The following is a 23,479-nucleotide window of genomic DNA, read 5'->3' on the forward strand; positions in this document are numbered from 1 at the left end:
CGCTACTTTTTACTCTTTTCCATCTAACAAGCGACCAAGTCCGCCTAAAACGCTGCCTTCACCGCTGTTTTGAGCTGCTGGGCTTGTAAGGCGTGCTGCTAAGCGGCTAAGTGTTAAGGACTGGATCCAAACCGTTCCAGGCCCTTCTAACGTTGCGAAGAATAAACCTTCGCCGCCAAATAGAGCTGTTTTTACTTTTCCAACGAATTCAACATCATAGTTAACGTCTTTTGTCATTGCAACGAGACAACCTGTATCAATGCGAAGTTTTTCACCAGGTTTTAATTCACGCTTATATACTGTTCCGCCTGCGTGCATGAAAGCGAGTCCATCACCTTCAAGTTTTTGCATGATGAAACCTTCACCACCGAAGAAGCCAGTGCCTATTTTTTTTGTAAACTCGATTCCAATCGAAACACCTTTTGCCGCACAAAGAAATGCATCTTTTTGGCAGACTACTTTTCCTTGATATTCTGTTAAATCAACAGGAATAATTTTTCCAGGATAAGGAGCGGCGAATGATACGTGTCGTTTGCCGTGTCCTGTATTTGTAAATACAGTCATAAACATACTTTCACCTGTAACGAGACGTTTACCAGCGCCCATTAATTTGCCGAATAAACCGCCAGATGGTCCGGAACCATCACCGAAGATCGTTTCCATTTCGATATGATCTTCCATCATCATCATTGCACCGGCTTCAGCGATAACGCTTTCTTCTGGGTCTAATTCAATTTCAACGAACTGCATATCATCGCCATATAATTTATACTCGATTTCATGTGCTTGCATTTTTTCACCTCATAATATGTAGTAATTATATTGTATAGAAATCAAAGGAATTAGAATACTGTATTTTTGTTAATTTTTGAATACAAATAGAATGAAAACTTAAGGTTATACTAGGATTATAAAAAACGATGGGATGAAAGTGTTCTCATTTGACGTATTGGATTGAGCGTGATATAGTGAAGTCACTATTGAGCTACATAATGTGGTACGGAAATAAAGCACGTTGAATTAAAGGCTGTAAGCTTGTTATACATTCATGTCCTTTATATCCACCTTTTCATGTGGATTCATAGTTTCATTTTTATTTAGGAGGTACATGACATGCAAACAGGTAAAGTTAAATGGTTTAACGGCGAAAAAGGTTTTGGCTTCATCGAAGTTGAAGGCGGAGAAGACGTATTCGTACATTTCTCAGCAATCCAAGGCGAAGGCTTCAAAACTTTAGAAGAAGGTCAAGAAGTTTCTTTCGAAATCGTTGAAGGCAACCGCGGACCACAAGCAGCTAACGTTACAAAAAACTAATTAGCTAGCGAAAAGAAAGCATTCCGAACTTCGGAATGCTTTTTTTATGCTTTAGAACCAGACTCATCTGAAGATAATTCACCTTTAAAGGTGCGTTCTTCAAAGTCATCAAGCATTTGTTCATATTCTTCATGTTCCTCTGTTGCGAAAACTTGCGGGTTTTTTCCATACATATCTGTTCCGATAAAGTTTTCGAAATCCTCTACATAGCCAACATTCTCTTCACTATTTACGTACATTCCATTAAAGTTTTTTGAATCCTGTCTTTCTAAATCAGACGGTGTTTCTGACGTCCCGTAGTTTGCAACATCTTGCCATGCATCTTCAGCATCGTATTCAACAGAGCGATCTTCGTCGTGTTTGTGAAACGAAGGAGCCAACACTTCTTCTTCAACTGGGCGCGCCCTCATATCTAATTTATTTGTAGTGTGCTGAATACACGTTGTAGCAGTCGGCATTGCTTCTAATCTTTCGAACGGAATTTCTTCACCAGATACTTCACAAATTCCGTACGTACCAGCTTCAATTTTTTGCAGGGCATGTTTCGTATCTTCTAACTGTTTATGCCAAAATTCGATGAGACCGAAATCTTTCTCACGTTCGTACAATTCTGTAGCCATATCACCAGGATGGTTGTCATAAGCAGATAATTCTCCCACTGAATCACGTTCAGAAGCGCGGTCTGTATTCTCATGGGTTTGTATTGTTTGTTCAACTTCTTGCTGTTGTTTTTCTAAAATGGATTTAAATTGATTTATTTGTTGTGGAGTTAACATAGTCGTCCACCCTCCTACAATTCAGTTTCTTTATGTAGTATGAGCGTTGGCGAGCGGAATTATGAGATGAATTTCAGTGCCGTGATTTGGCGAGAGGTCGATATAACTGAAAAATCGCCGATATATTTGGAGTTGCGGTCGATATATTAGAAAAATCGCTGATATATGAAAAAGGAGCCGCCTAAGCAGCTCTTTCTTATAGGAAATATCCAAGTAATAATCCGATTCCCATTAGGAGACCGAAGATTGTGTTTGTTTTTGCTGTTGCAATCATAGCAGGTACCATTTCCATTGGAATGCTTTTGCCGATAAAGCCCTTTGTCGCTTTAAATGCTTTTGGTGCACTTAAGAATACGATAAGCATCCATGGTGATACGATGTTAACGATAATTAAAGCAATTGTCCAAATGTAGGAAACGATGAACATAGAAGCAAGAACACCAACTGCTCTTTCGCGTCCAACGAGAATCGCCAATGTTTTACGACCATTTTCTTTATCACCATCTAAATCACGGATGTTGTTAGATAGTAAAATTGCACCGATTAAAATGGAGCTTGGAATAGATAGTAAAACTACTTCTGATGTTACTGCTCCTGTTTGGATAAAGAATGAAATACCGATAATAATGACACCCATAAATAATCCTGCTGTTAGCTCTCCAAATGGTGTATATGCAATTGGAATTGGGCCACCCGTGTAAAGGTAAGCAACGGCCATACAAACAAGACCGATCGCGGCAAGCCACCAGCTAGAGTTCATACAAATATAAACACCTAATAGTATTGCGATACCAAAAAATCCGAATGCTAAGTTAAGCACGGTTTTTGGTTTAATGCCATCGCGGACGATAGCGCCGCCAATTCCAACTGAACCTTCATGATCTAATCCTCTTTTATAATCAAAGTATTCATTAAACATGTTCGTTGCTGCTTGAATGAGAAGGCAAGCAAGAAGCATCATAAAGAATAGAGGAAGATGTATTTGATTTATACCTCCGACCTGCATTGCATAAGCTGTTCCGATGAAAACGGGAACGAAAGCTGCTGTTAATGTATGGGGACGTAATAAACTCCACCAAATGCGCCAGCCTGTTTGTTTACTTGGCTTTGGCGCCGTAGGAGAGGAATTCGTTTCGACGTTCATTTCCATGTTGAATCCTCCTTGGTCACATATTGTACACAATTAAGTGTAGAAAAAGCATCATTTAGTGTCAACGTTTATTTTCTAGGAAGAGAAGGTGAATTTCTCAGAAATGCTAAACGTTGACAGGCCTTTCCTTTGAGGTGTATCTTAAAATCAAGCGTAATTATGACTATTTTTCGCCCATAGGGGGGAGACAATTGTGATTCAAACGAAACAAAAAGGCTTACAAGAAGTTCTTGTTACAGCTATTAAGCGTGCGACTGATGAAAAAACATTGGTTAGTTTTGTAAAACAAATAGATTGGGTGGATCCACTTCTGTTTTATGCAGCAGGAAAAAGGATTGCATTCGAAAATAGATGTTATTTTGCAGACCCAGCTCAGCATGTAATATTGGCTGGAATTGGCTCTGTTTTCACTATAGCAAATTCTTCTCACGAACGCTTTCAAAGTGCTCGTGATGAGTGGCATCAATTGCAGGAAAAAGCGATTGTTCAAAGAGAAGGATACGAATTTGGAACAGGACCTCTTTTATTTGGCGGATTTTCATTTGACCAAGAAAAAGAGAAAACGGATCTTTGGAAGGAATTTAAAGATACAACATTTTTACTACCAGCATTTTTATTAACTGTAAAAAATGAAAAAGCGTGGTTAACGATTAATAAGTTTGTTTCAGCTAAAGATTGTGCAGAAACTCTTTATAACGAAATTATTTCTTTAGAAGAGAGAATTTTACAAGAGAGTAAATGTGCACTAGAAGGAGAACAACTAACAGTTACTTCTAACGTAGAAGTTGATCCGAAGGGCTGGATGAATGCGATTGGAAAAGTGCAAGATGAGATGAAGCAAGGGAACGTGCAGAAGGTTGTATTAGCAAGGGAGCTAAAATTAACGATGGATCAGCATATTGATTCCTCTCTTGTTTTAGAAGCGCTTCGCATTGGGCAACCGGATTGTTACGTATTTTCTTTTGATTATAAAGGAGCATGCTTCTTAGGGGCCACACCTGAGCGATTGATTCGAAAAGAAGGCGAGAAGTTTACATCAATGTGCCTTGCTGGTTCAATTGGTCATGGTAGTTCTATAGAAGAAAGTAAACAAAATGGTGAGACGCTTCTTCATGATGAAAAGAATTTGGCAGAACACGGCTATGTAGTTAACATGATTCGAGGTGTACTAAGCGAGCATTGCGAATCTGTTAATATTCCGGAGAGCCCAGGCTTATTAACGACGAAAAACTTAATCCATTTATATACACCTGTGGAAGCAAAAGGTGACTCAAGTCTTTTAACGATGGTAGAAGAATTGCACCCAACGCCAGCTCTTGGTGGTACACCTCGTCATGAGGCGTTGAAGTTAATCCGTGATGTAGAGCTTTTAGATAGAGGATTGTATGGTGCACCAATTGGCTGGATAGATGATGAAGGAAATGGTGAATTTGCGGTTGCGTTGCGTTGTGGATTATTAAATGGCGAGAAAGCATCCTTATTTGCCGGCTGTGGTATTGTAATTGATTCAGTAGCGCAGCTTGAATATGAAGAAACAAGTTTGAAGTTTAGACCGATGCTTGGTGCTTTGGAGGAATTAATGAAATGAACAATCATATAGAAGCATTATCATATTATTTAGGCGCGTTCGTGGATGAACTGACGCGTCTAAATGTATGTGATGTTGTCATTAGTCCAGGCTCACGGTCAACGCCGATTGCCTTACTAATGGAACAACATGAAGGAATGAAAACATATTTACATGTAGACGAAAGATCAGCGGGATTTTTTGCGCTCGGTATTGCGAAAGCAAAAAAACGTCCTGTTGCACTATTATGTACGTCAGGAACGGCAGCAGCGAACTATTATCCAGCTGTATGTGAAGCTTTTCATTCACGAGTGCCGCTTATCGTATTAACAGCGGATAGACCACATGAATTAAGAGATGTGGGTGCACCACAGGCGATGAATCAATTTAATTTATATGGTACTTTTGTAAAGCAATTTATGGAGATGGCACTTCCGGAGGCGAGCGAAACGATGTATCATTACGCTCGTATGACGACTCAGCGTGCTATAGCAAGCGCACTCCTAGCACCGCAACGACCTGTTCATCTTAATTTTCCGCTTCGCGAGCCGCTAATCCCAGATTTCTCATTAGAAAACTTATGGGATAAAGGTCGTGGTGAATATACAGGAGTAGTTCAGCAAGGGAATGTGACGATGCCGAGTGAATATGTGAATTCTCTTGTAGGGCGCCTTTCAAATATGGAAAAGGGGCTTATTGTTTGTGGAGATGATAGTCATCCAGAAATTACAGCGGTTGTTACGAAACTTGCTGAGAAAACAGGGTATCCAATTTTAGCAGATCCACTTTCTAATATTCGTAGCGGGCATCATGATAAAACGATGGTTATTGATTGTTACGATACATTTTTACGAAATGAATTGTTAAAAGAATCATGGAAGCCAGATGTGATTATTCGCTTCGGCGGTATGCCTGTTTCTAAAGCGTTAACTCAGTTCATAAAGAAACAAACGACAGCGGTTCATATCGTTGTAGATGAATCAGGGCAGTGGAGAGATCCAGCTCTTGTTGCGACTGAAGTAGTATGTGCAAGCGATAACGATTTTTGTAAAGCATTAATAGAGAAAATGCCAGTTATGAAAAAGAATGATTGGTTCGGAATGTGGAAACATATAAACGAGAAAACGAAGGAAACGCTTCGTGAGATGGAAACATATGAAACTGCATTTGAAGGGAAAGTAATTACGGATATTGTACGCGTATTACCAGAAGGGGCAACGTTATTTGCAAGTAATAGTATGCCAATTCGCGATACAGATTCATTTTTCTTCACATCGGATAAAAACATTCAAGTAATGGCGAACCGTGGTGTAAATGGTATTGATGGAATCATTTCGACAGCATTAGGAGCGAGCATTATTTGTGATCCGCTCGTATTAGTAATCGGCGATTTATCATTTTATCACGATTTAAACGGACTATTAGCCGCAAAATTACATGAGTTAAATATAACGATTGTTGTTGTAAATAATGATGGTGGAGGTATTTTCTCATTCTTACCACAATATGAGAAAAAGGAGCATTTCGAATCATTATTTGGAACACCAATTGGGCTTAATTATGAACATGTTGTCAAAATGTATGATGGTTCATTTAGTCGTGTAAACGGGTGGGAAAACTTCCGAGAAGAAGTACAAAAGGGAACGACGACAAAAGGATTACACGTTGTAGAAATTTGTACGAATCGCGAAGAAAACTTGAAATTACATCGTGAATTATGGGCAAAAACAATGGACGTTATTACTACATCTCTGCAAGGTGAATCAAAATGAAAGTAACGTTGCAAGGTGTGACGTATGAATATGGGGTAGTAGGAAGCGGGGAACCACTTCTACTTCTTCATGGTTTTACGGGAAGCATGGAAACGTGGCGTTCCTTTATTCCTTCTTGGAGCGAGCAGTTTCAAGTCATTCTAGTAGATATTGTTGGACACGGACAAACGGAAAGTCCTGAAGATGTGACGCAGTATGACATTCAAAATGTGGCACTGCAAATGAAAGAACTACTGGATCATCTTCATATTGAAAAAGCACATATACTTGGCTATTCAATGGGCGGTAGACTTGCGATTACGATGGCGTGCTTATATCCGGAATATGTGCGTTCTCTTCTTTTAGAAAACTGTACAGCTGGGCTCAAAAGTGCAGAGGAGCGAAAAGAACGCCGGGAAAAAGATGAACGACTTGCCGATAAAATTGAACAAGAAGGCATCGAAAGTTTTGTATCGATGTGGGAAAATATTCCGCTGTTTGAAACGCAAAAACGTTTATCACAAAACGTAAAAGAAGATGTGCGGAAAGAACGACTTGCTAACAATCCAAAAGGACTTGCAAATAGTCTTCGCGGCATGGGAACAGGAGCTCAGCCTTCATGGTGGAACGAGCTACAAAACCTAAAAATGCCTGTCCTTTTACTGAATGGAGAAAGCGATGAAAAGTTCTTTCGCCTATTAAAAAACATCGGAAAATGCATCCCACACGCGAAATTTGTCAAAATTGATGGTGCTGGCCATGCAATTCATGTGGAACAACCGGAAAAGTTTGATACAATAGTAAAGGGATTTCTAAAAACTATGCAGTGATGCTTTTTTCAGCAAGAAGGAAGTTGCACTTATAGAGGAGATCAGAAATATAAAAGGAGGTAATAGTAATGGCTATTGAATGGGTAAAAGAAGGCAATTACGAAGATATTATTTATTCAACATACAATGGTATCGCAAAGATTTCGATTAACCGCCCTGAAGTACATAACGCATTCCGTCCTAAAACGGTAATGGAGTTAATCGATGCTTTTGCACAAGCTCGTGATGATGCAAATGTTGGCGTTATCATTTTAACAGGTGAAGGTGGACGTGCATTCTGTTCTGGCGGCGACCAAAAGGTTCGCGGTCATGGTGGATATGTAGGTGACGACCAAATCCCACGTTTAAACGTATTAGACTTACAACGTCTAATTCGCGCAATCCCTAAACCAGTTATCGCAATGGTAGCAGGTTATGCAATCGGTGGTGGACACGTACTTCATATCGTATGTGACTTAACAATCGCTGCAGACAACGCTGTATTCGGACAAACAGGTCCTAAAGTAGGTAGCTTTGATGGTGGATACGGAGCTGGTTATTTAGCTCGTATGGTAGGCCATAAGAAAGCTCGTGAAATTTGGTACCTATGCCGTCAATACAACGCACAAGAAGCGCTTGATATGGGCTTAGTAAACACAGTTGTACCATTAGAAGAACTTGAAGCAGAAACAGTACAATGGGCACAAGAAATTTTAGCAAACAGCCCAATGGCACTTCGTTTCTTAAAAGCTGCATTCAACGCAGACACAGACGGTTTAGCTGGTATTCAACAACTAGCTGGAGACGCAACGTTATTGTACTACACAACTGACGAAGCAAAAGAAGGCCGCGACGCGTTCAAAGAAAAACGCAGCCCGGACTTCGGTCAATTCCCTCGTTTCCCTTGATCAAAAGCGGAAGCGGCTCGCTCAGAATGTGAGGGGGATGGAGCTTCTGACAAAGAGGCGCTTTTTGCCTCGTAGGAAGAAGCGAAGCCACCGAACATTCTAGCTGCTGTAGCTGGATGAAATTAAAAGCGGAGCCGACTGTTTAGCCCCGTCGGCTAAGGTTCTTTCGCACAGAAAGTGTTTTTTACTTTCTCGTGCGGAAGGTTCTTAGACGGAAGGAGCTAGGAGGCGCAGCTGGATAAGATCAAAAGCGGAAACAAAACAATTAAGAGACTTGATTTCATATCAAGTCTCTTTCTTTCATGAAAGGAGAATGAATAATGGAGACGATGCCGAATTGGTTAATGCAACGCGCATTTTTAACACCTGATCGCACTGCAATTGAAATTGAAGAGGAGAAGGTTACCTTCGTGCAGTTACATGAAGAAGTAGTATCTGTTTGTGAACACCTTTCGCATGTAGGAGTGAAGCGGGCGCAAAAGGTGGCTGTTCTGATGAAAAATGGTATGGAGATGATTACAGTTATTCACGCCTTATCTTATGTAGGTGCAGTAGCTGTGCTTTTAAATGCGCGTCTTTCAAGAGAAGAGCTACTTTGGCAAATGGACGATGCTGAAGTTGTTTGTTTAGTGACGGATCAAGAGTTTGAGACGGAAAATGTTCCGGTATATTCATTTGCTGAAGTGATGAATGGACCAAAGGCGGAAGCATCTATACAAGAAGAATTCTCTTTAGAAGAAGCGATGACAATTATTTATACGTCAGGGACGACAGGAAAACCGAAAGGCGTTATTTTAACGTACGGTAATCATTGGGCAAGTGCAGTTGGTTCTTCACTTAATTTAGGACTTCGTGAAGATGATTGTTGGTTAGCTTGTATGCCAATGTTCCATGTTGGTGGGTTATCTCTTTTAATGAAAAATATTATGTACGGTATGCGTATTTTACTTGTTCCGAAATATGATGCTAACTTCATTCATGAAGCACTTCAAACGAGAGGCGTTACGATTATTTCTGTCGTTTCTAAAATGCTAACAGATTTATTAGATAGACTTGGAGATGAAACATATCCATCTTCTTTACGATGTATGTTATTAGGCGGGGGACCTGCGCCGAAACCGTTATTAGAAACGTGTGTGGAAAAGGGAATTCCGGTTTATCAAACGTACGGTATGACAGAAACGTCTTCGCAAATTTGTACGTTATCAGCAGATTATATGTTAACGAAAGTAGGATCAGCTGGAAAACCTCTATTCCAGTGTCAGCTTCGTATTGAGAAAGAAGGAGTAGTAGTACCACCTCACACTGAGGGCGAAATTGTGGTAAAAGGGCCGAACGTAACAGGTGGCTACTTTAACCGTGAAGATGCGACGCGCGAGACAATTCAAAATGGCTGGCTTCGTACTGGTGACCTCGGTTATTTGGATGAAGAAGGTTTTTTATATGTATTAGATCGCCGCAGTGATTTAATTATTTCTGGTGGGGAAAATATTTATCCAGCTCAAATTGAAGAAGTATTGCTTTCCCATCCGGTGGTAGCGGAGGTGGGTGTTGTTGGTATGGAAGATGAAAAGTGGGGGCAAGTGCCAGCTGTTTTTATCGTGAAAACTGGTGAGGTAACAGAAGAGGCGATTATCCATTTTTGTGAGGGGAAATTAGCGAAATATAAAGTACCAAAGAAAGTGTATTTCCTAGAGGAATTACCAAGAAATGCTTCGAAGAAATTGTTAAGACGAGAGTTAAGACAATTAGTGGAGGAGATGTAAGTGGAGATCAAAAAAGCGACACTTTATATAACGGAAATGCCACTCGTAATCCCATTTTCCGCAAGTTACGGAACTTACGAAAAGCGTGAGAGTATCGTAATTGAATTAGAAGACACAGATGGATACGTTGGTTTTGGTGAAGTCGTTGCATTTTCTGAACCGTGGTATACGGAAGAAACGGTGAAGACAGCGCTGCATGTACTTCAAGACTTTCTATTACCTGATTTATTGAAAGCTGAAATTTCTCATCCGAATGAAATACCGTCTTTGTTCCAGCATATAAAGAGAAACCGGATGGCAAAGGCGGGAATTGAAGGAGCCATTTGGGACTTATATGCGAAACGTCAAAAGAGTTCTTTAGCGACATTACTTGGTGGAACTAGGTCTGAAATTGAAGTCGGTGTTGTTATTGGGATAAATACGATTCCGACTATGTTAAAGCAAATCGAGAAGTATGCGGAAGAAGGATATGAGCGCTTTAAATTGAAAATAAAGCCGGAACATGATTACGAATTGCTTAAAGAAATTCGTAAAGAGTTTCCGAGCATTCCATTAATGGCTGATGCAAACTCAGCGTACACATTAGCGGATATTGACAAGCTCAAAAGATTAGATGAATTCCAACTTATGATGATTGAACAACCACTAGCAGATTATGATTTTCTTGATCATGCTGAATTACAAAAGAAAATTGAAACACCGATTTGTTTAGATGAAAGCATCCATAGTTTAGAGGATGCGCGCGTTGCCATTACACTTGGCAGTTGTCGTATCGTCAATATTAAGCCGGGACGAGTGGGCGGATTAACAGAATCAGTTCAAATCCATAATTATTGCATGGAACATAATATACCAGTTTGGTGCGGCGGTATGGTAGAGATGGGGATTTCGCGAGCGCAAAACGTTGCCCTAGCTTCGTTACCAAACTTTACGATTCCAGGAGATATATCTGCTTCTAGTAGACATTGGGAGAAGGATATTATTTCACCGGAAGTGATGCTAGAGGGCGGGAAAGTGATTGTACCGCAAAGTATTGAACGTGAGTATGAAGTAGACCGCGAGAGGTTAGAAAAGATCACGAAGCAACGGATACTGTTTGAGAGGTAATAATCAGTGTGGGGGCATCCCCACTGATTATCAGCCTTCATCAATTGGGCTGCCCGCCAATAGCGTGATAATTTTGTCGTTAATTGTCGGTAAGTCGATATATTTGGGAAATCGCCGATATATAATTTCGTTCACTAATATGCGATGCGTTACTTCTTCAACAGAATCAAGAAAAGGTTACTCTCACAGGTAGCCTTTTCTTATTGTACAAATTGGATAGACTAGTTTACAATCGAGCGTATAAAAACGGAATGAGGTAGGGGACAAAAATGAAGCGCATTTCAATTTTAATAGCTGATGATGAGGCGGAAATTGCTGATTTAATTGCGATACATTTAGAAAAAGAAGGTTACCACGTCGTTAAAGCAGTTGATGGAGAAGAGGCGATGCATGTTATTCAAAATCAGCCAATCGACTTAGTGGTTTTAGATATTATGATGCCGAAAATGGACGGTTATGAAGTGACACGTCAAATTCGTGCGAAACATCATATGCCAATCATTTTCTTAAGTGCGAAAACATCTGATTTTGATAAAGTGACAGGTCTTGTACTAGGTGCAGATGATTATATGACGAAACCTTTTACACCGATTGAATTAGTCGCGCGTGTAAATGCACAATTGCGCCGATTTCTTACGTTAAATCAACCGAGAGTAGTGGAGAATAAATCGGCTTTAGAGGTCGGCGGAGTTGTTATTGATTCTGAACAAAGAACGGTTAATGTGTACGGAGAACAAATTGAGTTAACGCCAAAAGAATTTGATATTTTATATTTATTAGCGAGTCATCCGAAGAAAGTGTACAGTGTGGAAAATATTTTTCAGCAAGTATGGGCAGAAGGCTATTATGAAGGGGGAAATACAGTAATGGTGCACATCCGTACTTTGCGGAAAAAGCTTGGGGAAGATAAAAGAAAGAATAAATTAATAAAAACAGTGTGGGGAGTAGGGTATACTTTCAATGGCTAAAAAGATGAGAAGCTTTCGCTCAAAGATGGTTATGTTATTTGCGTTAAGTATGGTATTAGCAGCTGGCGTAACGTATTTAATTTATGAAGGATTACGGCTCTATTATAAATTAGTAGTTCGTTATGAGGATCCTTTAGCTCAATTTCGCTCAGTTATAAGACAAATTGGAGATATTAATTTCTTTTTAATTATATTTATTCCTCTGTCCATTATGTTTTTCTTCTTTCTTACTAGACCGTATTTAAAATATTTTGATGAGATTTCTAATGGGATTCATCATCTTGCGAACGGTGATTTCACAAATCAAGTTGGGGTTTCATCAAATGATGAGTTTGGATATATTGCACGTGAAATTAATGTAGCGAGTGAAAAGTTAAAAGAAGCGGTTGAACGAGGAGATTTTGCGGAAAGTAGTAAAGACCAGCTAATTGTTAACTTAGCTCATGATTTAAGAACACCGTTAACATCTGTTTTAGGTTATTTAGATTTAATTCTTAAAGATGAGAATTTGACGAAGGAACAAATTAAACATTTTTCCACAATTGCTTTTACGAAATCCGAAAGGCTGGAAAGCTTAATTGATGAATTATTTGAAATCACGAGAATGAATTATGGTATGTTGCAGCTTGAGAAAAGACCAATTGATATAAGTGAATTACTCATACAGTTAGATGAAGAATTATATCCGTTATTAGAAAAAAAGGATTTAGAAGCGAGATTGAATATTGCTCCCCATTTACCTATTAACGGTGATGGGAAATTATTAGCCCGAGTATTTGAAAACCTTTTAACAAATGCGATTCGCTATGGATACGATGGAAAGTTTGTTGATGTGAACGGATATATTGATCGTGAAGAGGTAGTTGTACAAATTATTAATTATGGAGATAGTATTCCAGAAGAAGATTTGCCGTATCTTTTTGATATGTTTTATACAGGGGATAAGGCTAGATCGGAGCAACAGGGCGGCACAGGTCTTGGTTTATTTATTGCAAAAAATATTGTTGAGCAGCATAATGGGACAATCTCTGCTGAAAGTAATGTAATTAGAACAATATTTGAAGTGAGATTACCAAAAGAGGATAATTTGGAAATTTAATAAAAATTTAAACTTTACCCCACTTTTTATTTTAATAGTTTTTTCTATCCTATACGTATGTTAGGTCAAGGAGGAACTAGAAATGAAAAAGTGGGTATTTATTTCTCTTTTTATATTATGTACAGTCTGTGTAGGCTTTTATATATCACCATTATTTCAAAAGGAGGTCGATGTTAAAATTGCAGAAAAAGATAATAAGGTAAAAGCTGCGAATACTGAAAAGATAGAGATTACAGAAGAAGAAATTTATAAAGGGGATCTATTATTAGTTAATAAAGATTACCCCGTTAAAAAAGATAGCATTAGGTCTGATATTATAAATGTAAATCACAATAGTGAGTTAGTGAGAGGTTATGTGATATTTGATAGAAATCTTCGCTTATCAAAGGATGTTGTGAAAAAGTTTTTGAACGTTGTCGATGCAGCTGGAAAAGATGGAGTACAGCATTTCTTAATGAATAGCGGGTATCGAGATTTTACAGAACAAAGTAAATTATATAAAGAAATGGGATCTGATTATGCACTCCCAGCAGGATATAGTGAACATAATTTAGGGTTATCACTGGACGTTGGGTCTACTCAAAAGAAAATGGAGAAAGCTCCTGAAGGAAAATGGATTGAAGAAAACGTATGGAAATATGGATTTGTTTTACGTTACCCGAAAAATAAAAGTAACATTACTGGCATTCAATATGAGCCGTGGCATATCCGTTATGTCGGTTTACCTCATAGTGCCATTATGCAAAAAAAGAAAATTACATTAGAAGAATATTTAGACTTCCTAAAAGAGAGAAAAGAAATTTCAACCGATGTTGAAGGTAAGAAATATACGGTTTCTTATTATAAAGTTTCAGATCGTATGAACGTGAATGTTCCGGTGAATAAGCAGTATGAAATTTCGGGGAACAATATGGATGGGGTTATTGTGACGGTTCAGGAATAGAGAAAAAGGCTGTTCCGTTTTTGAACAGCCTTTCATCATATATTGAATATAGTGAGGGCTACTACAATACGGAAATGCAGCACTATGTAGTTAATTATGATTTGTAGGAAGTGAAGAGGGAGGAGAATACTCCCTCTTTTTTTTATGAAAATAATCCGTATCAAGGGGGATTGGATATGGATACATACTTATTAATTGTCACTTTAACTGAACATATTTACTAAAAGAAAGAAGGTACATAATTAAAGATATCTTCTTTTTCTTTTGCAGCCCTTTTCATGAAACAAGCCCATTTTTAAGAAGGGCAAGCTTCCGATTTGCCCTGAAAACATAATATAAATGGAATCCCCTCATTTAGAACAAGAAGAACTTGTTATGAATGATACTAAAGGAGGAATAGAATAATGGGCGAAAATTGTGAACACAGACATGATGATTGCGACCGCAGACGTGGCCACGGAGGCGGCTTTGCGCTTCTAATCGTATTGTTTATTTTATTAATCATTATCGGTGCTAGCTGCTTCGGCGGATGCGGTTATGGTGGCTACGGTGGCGGTTACGGCGGTTCTTGTGGCTATGGCGGCTTTGGTGGATATGGCTGCTAATTATTTAAAAACTATTGAAAATAGCCTTGTGCATACTGCACAAGGCTATTTTATTCATATTTTAACATGCTGTGATAATTTATTAATGTAAAGAGAACGGATTAAGAAGAAGAAAATAATCTCGATAATCCCGAATAAAGTGAGTACGATTAATAACTCTTTTCGTAAAGAGAAAGAAAACATAGCTTGTAAAAATTGGATTGCAAATATTGTATGAATACCAGCAACGATATAAGGTACGAAAAATAAAATTCCTAACTGAATCGTTGCAGAGCGAAACATTTCAGTTTCTGTCAATCCAAGCTTTGTAATCGTAATATATTTTTGTTTTTCACTCGTTAAATCATTGTACATACGGAAATATAAAACACTAGCTGCTCCGATAAAGAAAATAATACCGAGAAACGTCCAAATGAAGAATTGGGCAACTGCATTTTCTTTACTGTGAACGAGTTCATCCGTAGCTGTATGAATATAAAACGGTTTGATAAAACCTTCTTCATCCTTATGTGCTTCAAACAAGTTGTTTGCATCATGATCTAAGCTTTTTAATATATTTTTTGTTGGGACAATTGCATTTTCCCAATTTTCCACGAAGTAGTTATAAACTGTAATTGTTTCAATATGAGGAATCATATTTTCAATCACACTATCTTGCATAACGATTAAATGAGGTAATGCAAAGGATGGTTCGATTCCTTTATTAATAAAGCCTTTAATATGAAATTCCTTTTTATTAGAGTCAAGTGTAATAGTGTCCTGCTTCGCAAATGGGTTTGACACGAGATTTAATAATTCTGGCGAATAGCGAGAAATACTATAAACTTGTGTAGAATCGAGAGTGATTTCTGGCCTATTTAGTTGTTTAGCTAATGCGTTATAATCACTCATTTTCATGATGGCAATTGACTCTTTTAAAGCTGTATCTTTTAAAACGGTAAACTTATATTTTTTATATTGAAAATTAGCATTTGTAAGTTCAGTTTCAATAGTAGTAATATGCTTTTGTTCAAATGTATTATCACCTTCTGACGTATAGGTGAATGGTATTGGATATCGTTCTAGTACCGATGCTTTCGTACTATTATTAGCAGCAAATAACCCGATAATAATTGTAAATGCAAGTGCAGATAACATAGAAACGATAAAGAGTACATTAATATTGCTACGAGTACGAGCAACTAAATCTGAAATCCATAACATATTTATTTGCTTCATATAAAACTTTCTGCGCTTTTTTAAAATAAAGATAAAGAGAAGAAATGTTTGTGAAAAGAATAAATACGTCCCGACTACTACGAGCGGCAAAATAGATAACATAATAAAGAATACAGAGCCATTTTGTACATTTTCTTCTGTTACATAGCCTTGTGGATAACCGGCGATATAATAGCATAGTCCTAAACAAGTTAACGCGAATAATGAAATGAGTATCGACGGTCTTTTTTCTTTTTTTACTTTTGTATTATCTTTAATTAGCCGAGTTGTTTTACGAGTACGAATGAACATCGGTGTAAACGTAGAAACGATGAAAAATAAAATGATAAAAATTACTGTTGTAACGATAATTGCCTGCGTAGGCCAATATAAATAGAGGCCTTTCGCACCGGTCAATTTAGAAGTCACTAGTAAGAAAAAGTTAGAGAACACAAGTCCGCCTTGAATACCAACAAAAATAGCTAGTATTCCAATTATCATATTTTCAGTAAACAACAGTCGTTTTAATTGTTTTCTTGATATACCAAGAACGGTTAATACCCCGAATTGTTGTTTCCTTACATTTAAAAATGTCCCAAGTGAATAAAGGAGAAAGAAGAACGAGAACATGACGATAATAAACTGAGCTGTACTAGCTAAGTTCATTAGAGGATCGCGTTCTTGATAGCTCTGTATATTTTGCAGGCGCGGGTGATACATATAAACAGCGAATGAAAAGAAAACCATTATTGAAAATGCACTGCTTATAAAATAAGCAAAATAGGCTCTGGAATTACGAGAGACATTTTTAAATGCAAATTGCCAAAATGTCATCCACGTCTTCCTCCTAATAGTGCTAGAACATCTAATATTTCTTGATAAAATTTCTCGCGATATAATCCGCGGTGCAGCTCATTGTAAAGCTCACCATCTTTAATGAAAATAACACGGTTACAATAACTAGCTGCAAACGGATCGTGCGTAACCATTAAAATGGTCGCATTTTCTTCTTTATTTAACTTCGTAAATAGCTCCATTACATCAATAGCAGCTTTCGAATCTAAGTTCCCCGTCGGTTCATCCGCAAGTAGAAGTGACGGATGATGAATTACGGCACGTGCTACTGCAGTACGCTGTGCTTGTCCTCCAGAAACTTCAAAAATACGTTTATTTAAAATGTGATCAATTCCAAGTTTTTTTGAAATGATATCGAGTTTTTCGTCCATTTCTTTCAAAGGAACATTATCTAGCGTTAAAGGTAATACGATATTTTCGCCGATTGTTAACGTATCTAGTAGGTTAAAGTTTTGGAAAACAAATCCTAATTCTTGGCGACGGAAAATAGCTAACTTTTCTCTACGGAATGTATGTGGTTGTTTTCCATTAATAATGACTTCTCCAGAAGTAGGTGAATCGATGGTGGAAATCACGTTTAAAAATGTAGATTTTCCACTTCCAGATGGTCCCATAATCGCAACGAATTCACCCTTATCTACGTGTAAATTTATATTTTTCAAGGCAGTATGAGGGACTTTTCCCTCATACACTTTTGAGACGTTTTTAATGTGTAATACTTCTTCCATAATGATCACCTTTCTATTCTTTAAAACTTAATATGTTGTGATAATTTTTGCATATAAAAGGAACGAATTAAAAGGAAAAAGAGAATTTCAACCGTTCCAAAGATTACAAGTACAACCGTAATCTCAGCGAATAATGATAGATTTAATATTTCTTGCAACATCTTTGTCGCAAACATCGTATGGATGGATGCCATAATGTAAGGAACAAAGAAAAGAATCGCAAGTTGAATTGTTGCGGACTGTTTCATCTCAGTTTCTGTTAAACCAATTTTTGTAACAGTTATATACTTTTCTTGCTCATTTGTTAAATCTGTATACATACGGAAGTAAAGAACACTGCCAGCTCCGATAAAGAAAATTACACCAAGGAAAGTGCCAATTAAGAAGAACGAAGCGGCATTTAGTTTTGTCTTGTATAGAGAGTCGCTCGCTTCACTTGCATGGAACGGTGGATGTTCTGCTTGGATAGCTTCATTATCTTTTTTAATTTTTGTTGTAAATGCTGAACCGATGTTATGCGCTTTTTCCCAATCCTTAACTTTAAAGCTATATACACTCATCTGTTTTGAAACGGTTGATAAGGCTTCTACATTTTCATCAGATAGTACGAGTAATTGGGATATTAGGCTATTTGGGAAAGGGTTATAACTTTTATATTCTTTTACTTGTAGCGGTAAAGAGTTTTGAGTAAGTGTAAGAGTATTTTTCTTTTCTTGATCAAAAATTGTTCCAATGAATTGATCATCTATATCTTTAATAAGGATATAAGACTCATTATTACTTACGGTGAGCGTTTCCCAATTTAATGCTTTAGCAAGTATATTATAATCACTTTGTTTAATTGCATAATAGAGATGTGGAACTTCTTCTCCTGATGAAACTTCATATATATCCGTTTTAAATTTCTCATAAGTAAATTGCTCTTCATTGAATTTTTGTTCTAACCAATTTAAATGTTCATCAGCTAACGTATTTTCAGTATGTGATAAATAAGTAAAAGGGAAAGGGTTTTGCCTTATTTCATCAAACTTTGTGAATTTCCCAAACCCATATAAGAATGTAATCATTGTAAAAGCGAGCGTCGATAGCATCGCTACTATAAAGAGCATGTTAATGTTTGTCCGAATTCGCGTTGCTAAATCAGAAATCCAGAGCATATTAATACGTTTCATATAAAACTTTCTTCGCGTCTTTAATATGCGAATGAGTAAGAAGCTAATTTGTGAAAAGAAAAAATATGTCCCAGCTGCAATAAGTGATGGAATGACAAATATACTAGTGGTGGCGTACAAAATCCCAACTATATCTCCGAGTGATATAAAGTAGAGCGGATTTGCTGCTAATACATATCCAGATATTAAACATATCGTACCAAATAGAGAGATGAGTACGGATGCTTTTCTTTCTTTATGTTGTTTACCTTCTTTTAAAAGTCGTACAGCTTTTCTCGTACGGATCAGCATCGGTGTAAAGGACGATACGAGAATAAAGAGTCCGAGAAAGATTATTGTCGTTAAAATAATAGCACTTGTAGGCCAATATAAATATAGACCAGGTACATGTGTAACTTTGGCGGTAATTAATAGAAAAAACTGTGAGAAGACAAGTCCGAGTTGAATGCCGAAAAATATGGAAAGGGCACCAATTAGCATGTTTTCTATAAATACGAGCCTTTTTAACTGCTTTGGAGATATGCCAAGTACTGTTAAAATTCCAAATTGCTTTTTTCGTACCTTCAAAAATGTCCCGATCGAATATAGTAAAAAGAAAAATGAAAAGAATACAATGACAACTTCTGAAATCGTCATTAATATGTTAAGAGCATAATTAACGTCTGTCATATGCAATTTCGGATGAAATAAATAAACTGCAAATGAGAAAAAAATTGCGATGGAAAACGCACTGCTTACAAAATAGGCGAAATAAGCTCTGGCGTTCCGCGTTACGTTTTTAAAGGCAAATTGCCAAAATGTCATTCACCTAGACCTCCTAATAGAGTTAACGTGAAAGGAGTATGGGGAGAGGTTCCTTCATACTCCTTTCATAAAGCTTACCTTTTTATTATTTAAAACTTAATATGTTGCGATAACTTTTGCATATAGAATGATCGAATTAATAGGAAAAAGATAATCTCAATCGTTCCAAAAATTACAAGCACAACTGTAATTTCAGCGAACAATGATAAATTAATTACATCTTGCAACATCTTTGTCGCAAACATCGTATGAATAGAAGCCATAATGTATGGAACGAAAAATAAAATTCCGAGTTGAATGGTCGCTGAACGCTTCATTTCGGATTCTGTTAAGCCGATCTTCGTAATCGTTACATACTTCTCTTGCTCGTTTGTTAAATCTGTATACATTCGGAAGTACAATACACTACCAGCACCAATAAAGAAAATAATCCCAAGGAACGTACCAATGAGGAAGTAGGAAGCACTTCCAGATTTGATTCTATATAGGGAGTTGCTGGCTTCGAAAATACGAATGAGAGCTCCTTCGTGCTCGATACTGGCACGGTCTTTATCAGCTCGTTTTACAAACTCATCAGCAATAGCATATGTATTTTCCCAGTTTTCCACGTTGTAATTATAGGCTGTTATATGTCTCGTGTTATTTTGTAAATTGTTAACGGCAGAATCAGATAATACTAACGTTTCGTACGCAAAAGTAGCTGGAAGCGCATTATTTATCTCAAATCCTTTTACTTGTAGCTTATTATTTGTGTTAGCGAGTGTAATGTGTGTGCTTGTGTAATTTTGATCGAATGCACTAAACAATGGGAAATATGCTGTTCCAGATAATATATATGTTTCATTATCATTCATAAATAGTTGTTTTAATTGTAATGAAGTAGCGAGCTTATTATAGTCACTTTGCTTTATGGCATACGTGTCATCATAAGTTTCTATACCGTTTTCAGCTTTTACAGGTGTAGCATATAAATCTACTTTAATTTTATCGTAAGAAAATTTCCCATCTTGTAATTGTTTTTCTAGCCAATTTAAGTGCGGGGAAGTAAAAGGATTCGCATCATATGAGAAATAAGAAAATGCGAATGGTGAATTTCGTTCAACATCAAGTTTCATAAACTTCCCGAATCCATATAAAAAAGTAATCATCGTAAAAGCAATCGTAGATAGCATTGCTACAACGAAAAGCATATTAATATTTGATCGAATGCGGCTAGCTAAATCAGAAATCCAAAGCATATTAATACGCTTCATATAAAATTTTCGTCTCTTTTTCAAAATATGAATGAGCAAGAAACTAATTTGTGAAAAGAAGAAATACGTTCCGATTGAAACGAGTGCCGGAATGACAAAAATACTGGAAAGCATATAAACCATCCCTATTTGCGGGCTTAATGATACGAAATATATTGGTTTGCTCGCTAAAGCGTAGCCACCTAATAAACATACAGCACCAAATAGAGAAATGAGTATGGATGGCTTTCGTTCTTTTTGTTTCCCGCCATTTGCTTTTAAAAGATGTACCGATTTTTTTGTTCGAACGAGCATCGGTGTGAATGCAGATACAACGATAAAAAGACCAAGGAAAACAATTGTCGTTAAAATGAAAGCATTTGTAGGCCAATATAAATATATCCCTGGTACGTGCGTAAGTTTCGCTGTTACTAATAAGAAAAATTGCGAAAAGACAAGCCCAAACTGCATGCCGAAAAAGATAGATAAAATACCAATTAACATATTTTCCGTAAAAACGAGACGATGTAATTGCTTTTTCGATATACCTAAAACGGTTAAAATACCAAATTGTTTTTTACGAACTTTTAAAAACGATCCGATTGAATATAGTAAAAAGAAGAAAGAGAACAGTACAATGACAACTTCTGAAAAAATCATTAAGCCTGAAATCTCAGAGATCATGCTGAAATTTTGCAATTTCGGGTGAAATAAATAAACAGCAAATGAAAAGAAAACTGCAATTGAAAAGGAACTGCTTAAAAAGTAGGCAAAGTAAGCTCTTGAGTTACGCGTTACATTTTTAAATGCAAATTGCCAAAACGTCATAATATGTACCTCCGTTTAGAGGGCAAATATGTAGTTTCATTGCAAAAAATGTATGAGAGTAAGTTCTCATACATTTTGCTAGCATATGTTATGATCATGCTTCGGTCACCTTCTCTGTATTTTCTGCTTGATTATTTGCAGCGTTGTGGAAGATGATTTTAATCGTCGTTCCTTTACCAACTTCAGAGTCTAGTTTCACGGAATGACCTAAATAATCACAAATTTTACTTACGATATAAAGTCCCATACCAGTAGATTCTCCGAATGTACGACCATTTTTTCCAGTGTAAAATGGTTCAAACACTCTTCGAACATCTTCTTGCGGAATACCGACGCCTTCGTCACGAACTTCCAAAATAATATCTTTTCCATTTCGATAAGCTGATAAGAAAACTTTCTTTCCGCGTTCACCAGAATAGCGAACGGCATTTGTCATTAACTGATAAATGATGAACTTTAGCCATTTCGCATCAGAAGCAACCTTTAAATCTGAATGAACTTCTAAAACGGGGAAGACGCCATTTCGAATGAATAGCTCTTTTAATCCGTTAATATTTTTTGTTACAGTATCTTTTAATGAAATCGTCTCAACGTGGAAGTCTTCATGGAAATTATTTAATCTCGCCATGTATAAAGCCATATCGAGTCCTTGATTTAGTCGTTCTAACTCTTTTTTAAATTTCGGGATTAAATGTTCATCTTCCATTTCAAGTACCATAAGTTGCATGACAGAAACAGGCGTTTTCATTTGATGTACCCAATGGTTAATAAATAATTGGTGCTCTTGCTGTTTTACTTCGAATGCTTGTAAGTCTTTTTGGAATAGACGATATTGCGTACGAACGAGCTCGTTTACACTGTGGGGCATAGGAGCAGTCGCTCTTTCAATAAACGCATCTTCCATTTTTTCTGGTGGTTCACTTAATCTGTGATACATTCTACGGTTACGAACGTAACGATAAGCGAGGAAACAGATAAATAAGTATAGGCTTAAAACGATGAAGTAAAACTTATTATTTTGAAATCCATCTACTGCATCATAGAGAACGAAAATAATTCCGAAGTTTAATACATATAGTAGAAAAAATGCAAAATGATCACGTAAAAATAGCTTCATGCTTATTCACTCCAAGTTGCGTTAAAACGATACCCAAGTCCACGTACTGTTTCAATAGCATTTTCAATACCAAGCTCATTGAACTTTTTACGAAGACGCGTGATGTTTACGTTTAATGTATTTTCCTCAACGAAGCTTTCATCATCCCAAAGAGCGGCTAGTAAATCTTCGCGACTTGCTGTACGTGGGAATTTAGATAATAGCATTTCTGCTAAAATAGCTTCTTTCTTTGTTAAAAGAACTTGTTCAGATCCAAAATGAATTTCTGGACGCTCAGGGAATAATTTTAGCCCTTCTACTTCAACGATACGCTCAGAAATATTTGGTGCATAATCACCGTAAATACGACGTAATTGCCCTTTAATTTTTGCCATTACAACGTCGTAGTGGAACGGCTTCGTAATGTAATCATCCGCACCGCTTTCAATCGCCATAATTTGTTCCATTTCACCTGCACGTGCCGAAATGAAAATAATTGGACAAGTCGATTCATGACGAATTTGACGGCACCAGTAGAATCCATCGAATTTCGGTAAATTTACATCAAGTAAAACAAGATGTGGCTTCACTGCGTTAAACGATTCCATAATATCATCGAAGTTCTCCGCAACAACAGCATCATAGCCATATTTTTGAATGTGAGATTGTAGTAATGTTGAAATATTTGGATCGTCTTCAACGATTAAAATTTTATACATATGTATATTCCTCCTAAAAAACAATTGTAGCTATAGTGTATCATGTGTTTCAAGTCTTTTCATTATGTTGAAATATAAGCTAGTA

At 37.1% G+C, this 23,479-nt stretch carries 20 protein-coding genes; 11 read left to right on the forward strand and 9 right to left on the reverse strand.

What is annotated here, in order from left to right; genetic code table 11:
* Positions 1-9: 9 nt before the first annotated feature.
* Positions 10-792: a TIGR00266 family protein gene (locus tag VK90_RS18570; RefSeq protein ID WP_048374366.1), complete on the reverse strand. Its 783-nt coding sequence runs from the start codon at positions 790-792 to the stop codon at positions 10-12.
* Between the two features lie 321 nt (positions 793-1,113).
* Between VK90_RS18570 and cspD the strand changes: the two genes are divergently transcribed.
* Positions 1,114-1,314 carry a cold-shock protein CspD gene (gene cspD, locus VK90_RS18575; protein ID WP_001193053.1) on the forward strand — a complete coding sequence of 67 codons (201 nt, stop codon included), beginning with the start codon at positions 1,114-1,116 and terminating at the stop codon, positions 1,312-1,314.
* Positions 1,315-1,358: 44 nt separating this feature from the next.
* Here cspD and VK90_RS18580 read toward each other — a convergent pair whose 3' ends face one another.
* The gene (locus tag VK90_RS18580; protein WP_048374367.1) at positions 1,359-2,090 is read right to left on the reverse strand and encodes a yteA family sporulation protein; all 732 of its coding nucleotides are present in this window, start codon (positions 2,088-2,090) and stop codon (positions 1,359-1,361) included.
* Positions 2,091-2,286: 196 nt separating this feature from the next.
* Complete coding sequence (locus VK90_RS18585) at positions 2,287-3,240, reverse strand: 1,4-dihydroxy-2-naphthoate polyprenyltransferase (protein ID WP_025148827.1); 954 nt, start codon at positions 3,238-3,240, stop codon at positions 2,287-2,289.
* Between the two features lie 193 nt (positions 3,241-3,433).
* Between VK90_RS18585 and VK90_RS18590 the strand changes: the two genes are divergently transcribed.
* From VK90_RS18590 to VK90_RS18635, 10 genes are all read left to right on the forward strand, one after another.
* Positions 3,434-4,828: an isochorismate synthase gene (locus VK90_RS18590; protein WP_048374368.1), complete on the forward strand. Its 1,395-nt coding sequence runs from the start codon at positions 3,434-3,436 to the stop codon at positions 4,826-4,828.
* Positions 4,825-6,579: a 2-succinyl-5-enolpyruvyl-6-hydroxy-3-cyclohexene-1-carboxylic-acid synthase gene (gene menD / locus VK90_RS18595; protein WP_048374369.1), complete on the forward strand. Its 1,755-nt coding sequence runs from the start codon at positions 4,825-4,827 to the stop codon at positions 6,577-6,579. The genes VK90_RS18590 and menD overlap by 4 nt, the downstream gene beginning before the upstream one ends.
* A complete protein-coding gene (menH, locus tag VK90_RS18600; RefSeq protein ID WP_048374370.1) occupies positions 6,576-7,388 on the forward strand; it encodes a 2-succinyl-6-hydroxy-2,4-cyclohexadiene-1-carboxylate synthase in 813 nt (270 codons plus the stop codon). Before menD ends, menH begins: the two co-directional genes overlap by 4 nt.
* A 68-nt stretch (positions 7,389-7,456) precedes the next feature.
* Positions 7,457-8,275, forward strand: coding sequence for a 1,4-dihydroxy-2-naphthoyl-CoA synthase (menB, locus tag VK90_RS18605; RefSeq protein ID WP_000963881.1), 819 nt, complete (start codon positions 7,457-7,459; stop codon positions 8,273-8,275).
* Positions 8,276-8,595: 320 nt separating this feature from the next.
* Positions 8,596-10,041 (forward strand): o-succinylbenzoate--CoA ligase, encoded by a 1,446-nt coding sequence (locus VK90_RS18610; RefSeq protein ID WP_048374371.1) that lies wholly within the window; start codon positions 8,596-8,598, stop codon positions 10,039-10,041.
* On the forward strand, positions 10,042-11,148 hold the full coding sequence (gene menC, locus VK90_RS18615; protein ID WP_048374372.1) for an o-succinylbenzoate synthase: 1,107 nt from the start codon (positions 10,042-10,044) through the stop codon (positions 11,146-11,148).
* Positions 11,149-11,417: 269 nt separating this feature from the next.
* The gene (locus tag VK90_RS18620) at positions 11,418-12,116 is read left to right on the forward strand and encodes a response regulator transcription factor (protein ID WP_048374373.1); all 699 of its coding nucleotides are present in this window, start codon (positions 11,418-11,420) and stop codon (positions 12,114-12,116) included.
* A complete protein-coding gene (locus VK90_RS18625) occupies positions 12,109-13,215 on the forward strand; it encodes a sensor histidine kinase (RefSeq protein ID WP_048374374.1) in 1,107 nt (368 codons plus the stop codon). The genes VK90_RS18620 and VK90_RS18625 overlap by 8 nt, the downstream gene beginning before the upstream one ends.
* Before the next feature lie 82 nt (positions 13,216-13,297).
* On the forward strand, positions 13,298-14,158 hold the full coding sequence (locus tag VK90_RS18630; protein ID WP_048374375.1) for a M15 family metallopeptidase: 861 nt from the start codon (positions 13,298-13,300) through the stop codon (positions 14,156-14,158).
* Positions 14,159-14,562: 404 nt separating this feature from the next.
* Positions 14,563-14,763, forward strand: coding sequence for a YjcZ family sporulation protein (locus VK90_RS18635; RefSeq protein ID WP_002173958.1), 201 nt, complete (start codon positions 14,563-14,565; stop codon positions 14,761-14,763).
* Positions 14,764-14,817: 54 nt separating this feature from the next.
* Here VK90_RS18635 and VK90_RS18640 read toward each other — a convergent pair whose 3' ends face one another.
* The 6 genes from VK90_RS18640 to VK90_RS18665 all read right to left on the reverse strand — a co-directional run bounded on the left by VK90_RS18640 (position 14,818) and on the right by VK90_RS18665 (position 23,394).
* A complete protein-coding gene (locus VK90_RS18640) occupies positions 14,818-16,794 on the reverse strand; it encodes an FtsX-like permease family protein (RefSeq protein WP_048374376.1) in 1,977 nt (658 codons plus the stop codon).
* Positions 16,791-17,543: an ABC transporter ATP-binding protein gene (locus VK90_RS18645; protein ID WP_048374377.1), complete on the reverse strand. Its 753-nt coding sequence runs from the start codon at positions 17,541-17,543 to the stop codon at positions 16,791-16,793. Before VK90_RS18645 ends, VK90_RS18640 begins: the two co-directional genes overlap by 4 nt.
* A 20-nt stretch (positions 17,544-17,563) precedes the next feature.
* The gene (locus VK90_RS18650; protein WP_048374378.1) at positions 17,564-19,519 is read right to left on the reverse strand and encodes an FtsX-like permease family protein; all 1,956 of its coding nucleotides are present in this window, start codon (positions 19,517-19,519) and stop codon (positions 17,564-17,566) included.
* Between the two features lie 89 nt (positions 19,520-19,608).
* On the reverse strand, positions 19,609-21,579 hold the full coding sequence (locus VK90_RS18655; protein WP_048374379.1) for an FtsX-like permease family protein: 1,971 nt from the start codon (positions 21,577-21,579) through the stop codon (positions 19,609-19,611).
* Between the two features lie 94 nt (positions 21,580-21,673).
* A complete protein-coding gene (locus VK90_RS18660; RefSeq protein WP_048374380.1) occupies positions 21,674-22,696 on the reverse strand; it encodes a sensor histidine kinase in 1,023 nt (340 codons plus the stop codon).
* A gap of 2 nt (positions 22,697-22,698) precedes the next feature.
* The gene (locus VK90_RS18665; protein ID WP_002173952.1) at positions 22,699-23,394 is read right to left on the reverse strand and encodes a response regulator transcription factor; all 696 of its coding nucleotides are present in this window, start codon (positions 23,392-23,394) and stop codon (positions 22,699-22,701) included.
* Positions 23,395-23,479: the final 85 nt, after the last annotated feature.

This window comes from Bacillus sp. LK2, from assembly GCF_001043575.1.
Lineage (GTDB): Bacteria > Bacillota > Bacilli > Bacillales > Bacillaceae_G > Bacillus_A > Bacillus_A paramycoides.

Excerpts from the sequence above, each read along its gene's own strand:
- VK90_RS18640 (WP_048374376.1), bottom strand. The coding sequence starts at position 16,794 with ATGACATTTTGGCAATTTGCATTTAAAAATGTCTCTCGTAATTCCAGA.
- VK90_RS18665 (WP_002173952.1), bottom strand. The coding sequence starts at position 23,394 with ATGTATAAAATTTTAATCGTTGAAGACGATCCAAATATTTCAACATTA.
- cspD (WP_001193053.1), top strand. The coding sequence starts at position 1,114 with ATGCAAACAGGTAAAGTTAAATGGTTTAACGGCGAAAAAGGTTTTGGC.
- VK90_RS18635 (WP_002173958.1), top strand. The coding sequence starts at position 14,563 with ATGGGCGAAAATTGTGAACACAGACATGATGATTGCGACCGCAGACGT.
- VK90_RS18610 (WP_048374371.1), top strand. The coding sequence starts at position 8,596 with ATGGAGACGATGCCGAATTGGTTAATGCAACGCGCATTTTTAACACCT.
- menD (WP_048374369.1), top strand. The coding sequence starts at position 4,825 with ATGAACAATCATATAGAAGCATTATCATATTATTTAGGCGCGTTCGTG.
- VK90_RS18660 (WP_048374380.1), bottom strand. The coding sequence starts at position 22,696 with ATGAAGCTATTTTTACGTGATCATTTTGCATTTTTTCTACTATATGTA.
- VK90_RS18650 (WP_048374378.1), bottom strand. The coding sequence starts at position 19,519 with ATGACATTTTGGCAATTTGCCTTTAAAAACGTAACGCGGAACGCCAGA.
- VK90_RS18585 (WP_025148827.1), bottom strand. The coding sequence starts at position 3,240 with ATGGAAATGAACGTCGAAACGAATTCCTCTCCTACGGCGCCAAAGCCA.
- menB (WP_000963881.1), top strand. The coding sequence starts at position 7,457 with ATGGCTATTGAATGGGTAAAAGAAGGCAATTACGAAGATATTATTTAT.
- menH (WP_048374370.1), top strand. The coding sequence starts at position 6,576 with ATGAAAGTAACGTTGCAAGGTGTGACGTATGAATATGGGGTAGTAGGA.
- VK90_RS18625 (WP_048374374.1), top strand. The coding sequence starts at position 12,109 with ATGGCTAAAAAGATGAGAAGCTTTCGCTCAAAGATGGTTATGTTATTT.
- VK90_RS18580 (WP_048374367.1), bottom strand. The coding sequence starts at position 2,090 with ATGTTAACTCCACAACAAATAAATCAATTTAAATCCATTTTAGAAAAA.
- VK90_RS18620 (WP_048374373.1), top strand. The coding sequence starts at position 11,418 with ATGAAGCGCATTTCAATTTTAATAGCTGATGATGAGGCGGAAATTGCT.
- VK90_RS18630 (WP_048374375.1), top strand. The coding sequence starts at position 13,298 with ATGAAAAAGTGGGTATTTATTTCTCTTTTTATATTATGTACAGTCTGT.
- VK90_RS18655 (WP_048374379.1), bottom strand. The coding sequence starts at position 21,579 with ATGACGTTTTGGCAATTTGCATTTAAAAATGTAACGCGTAACTCAAGA.
- VK90_RS18570 (WP_048374366.1), bottom strand. The coding sequence starts at position 792 with ATGCAAGCACATGAAATCGAGTATAAATTATATGGCGATGATATGCAG.
- VK90_RS18645 (WP_048374377.1), bottom strand. The coding sequence starts at position 17,543 with ATGGAAGAAGTATTACACATTAAAAACGTCTCAAAAGTGTATGAGGGA.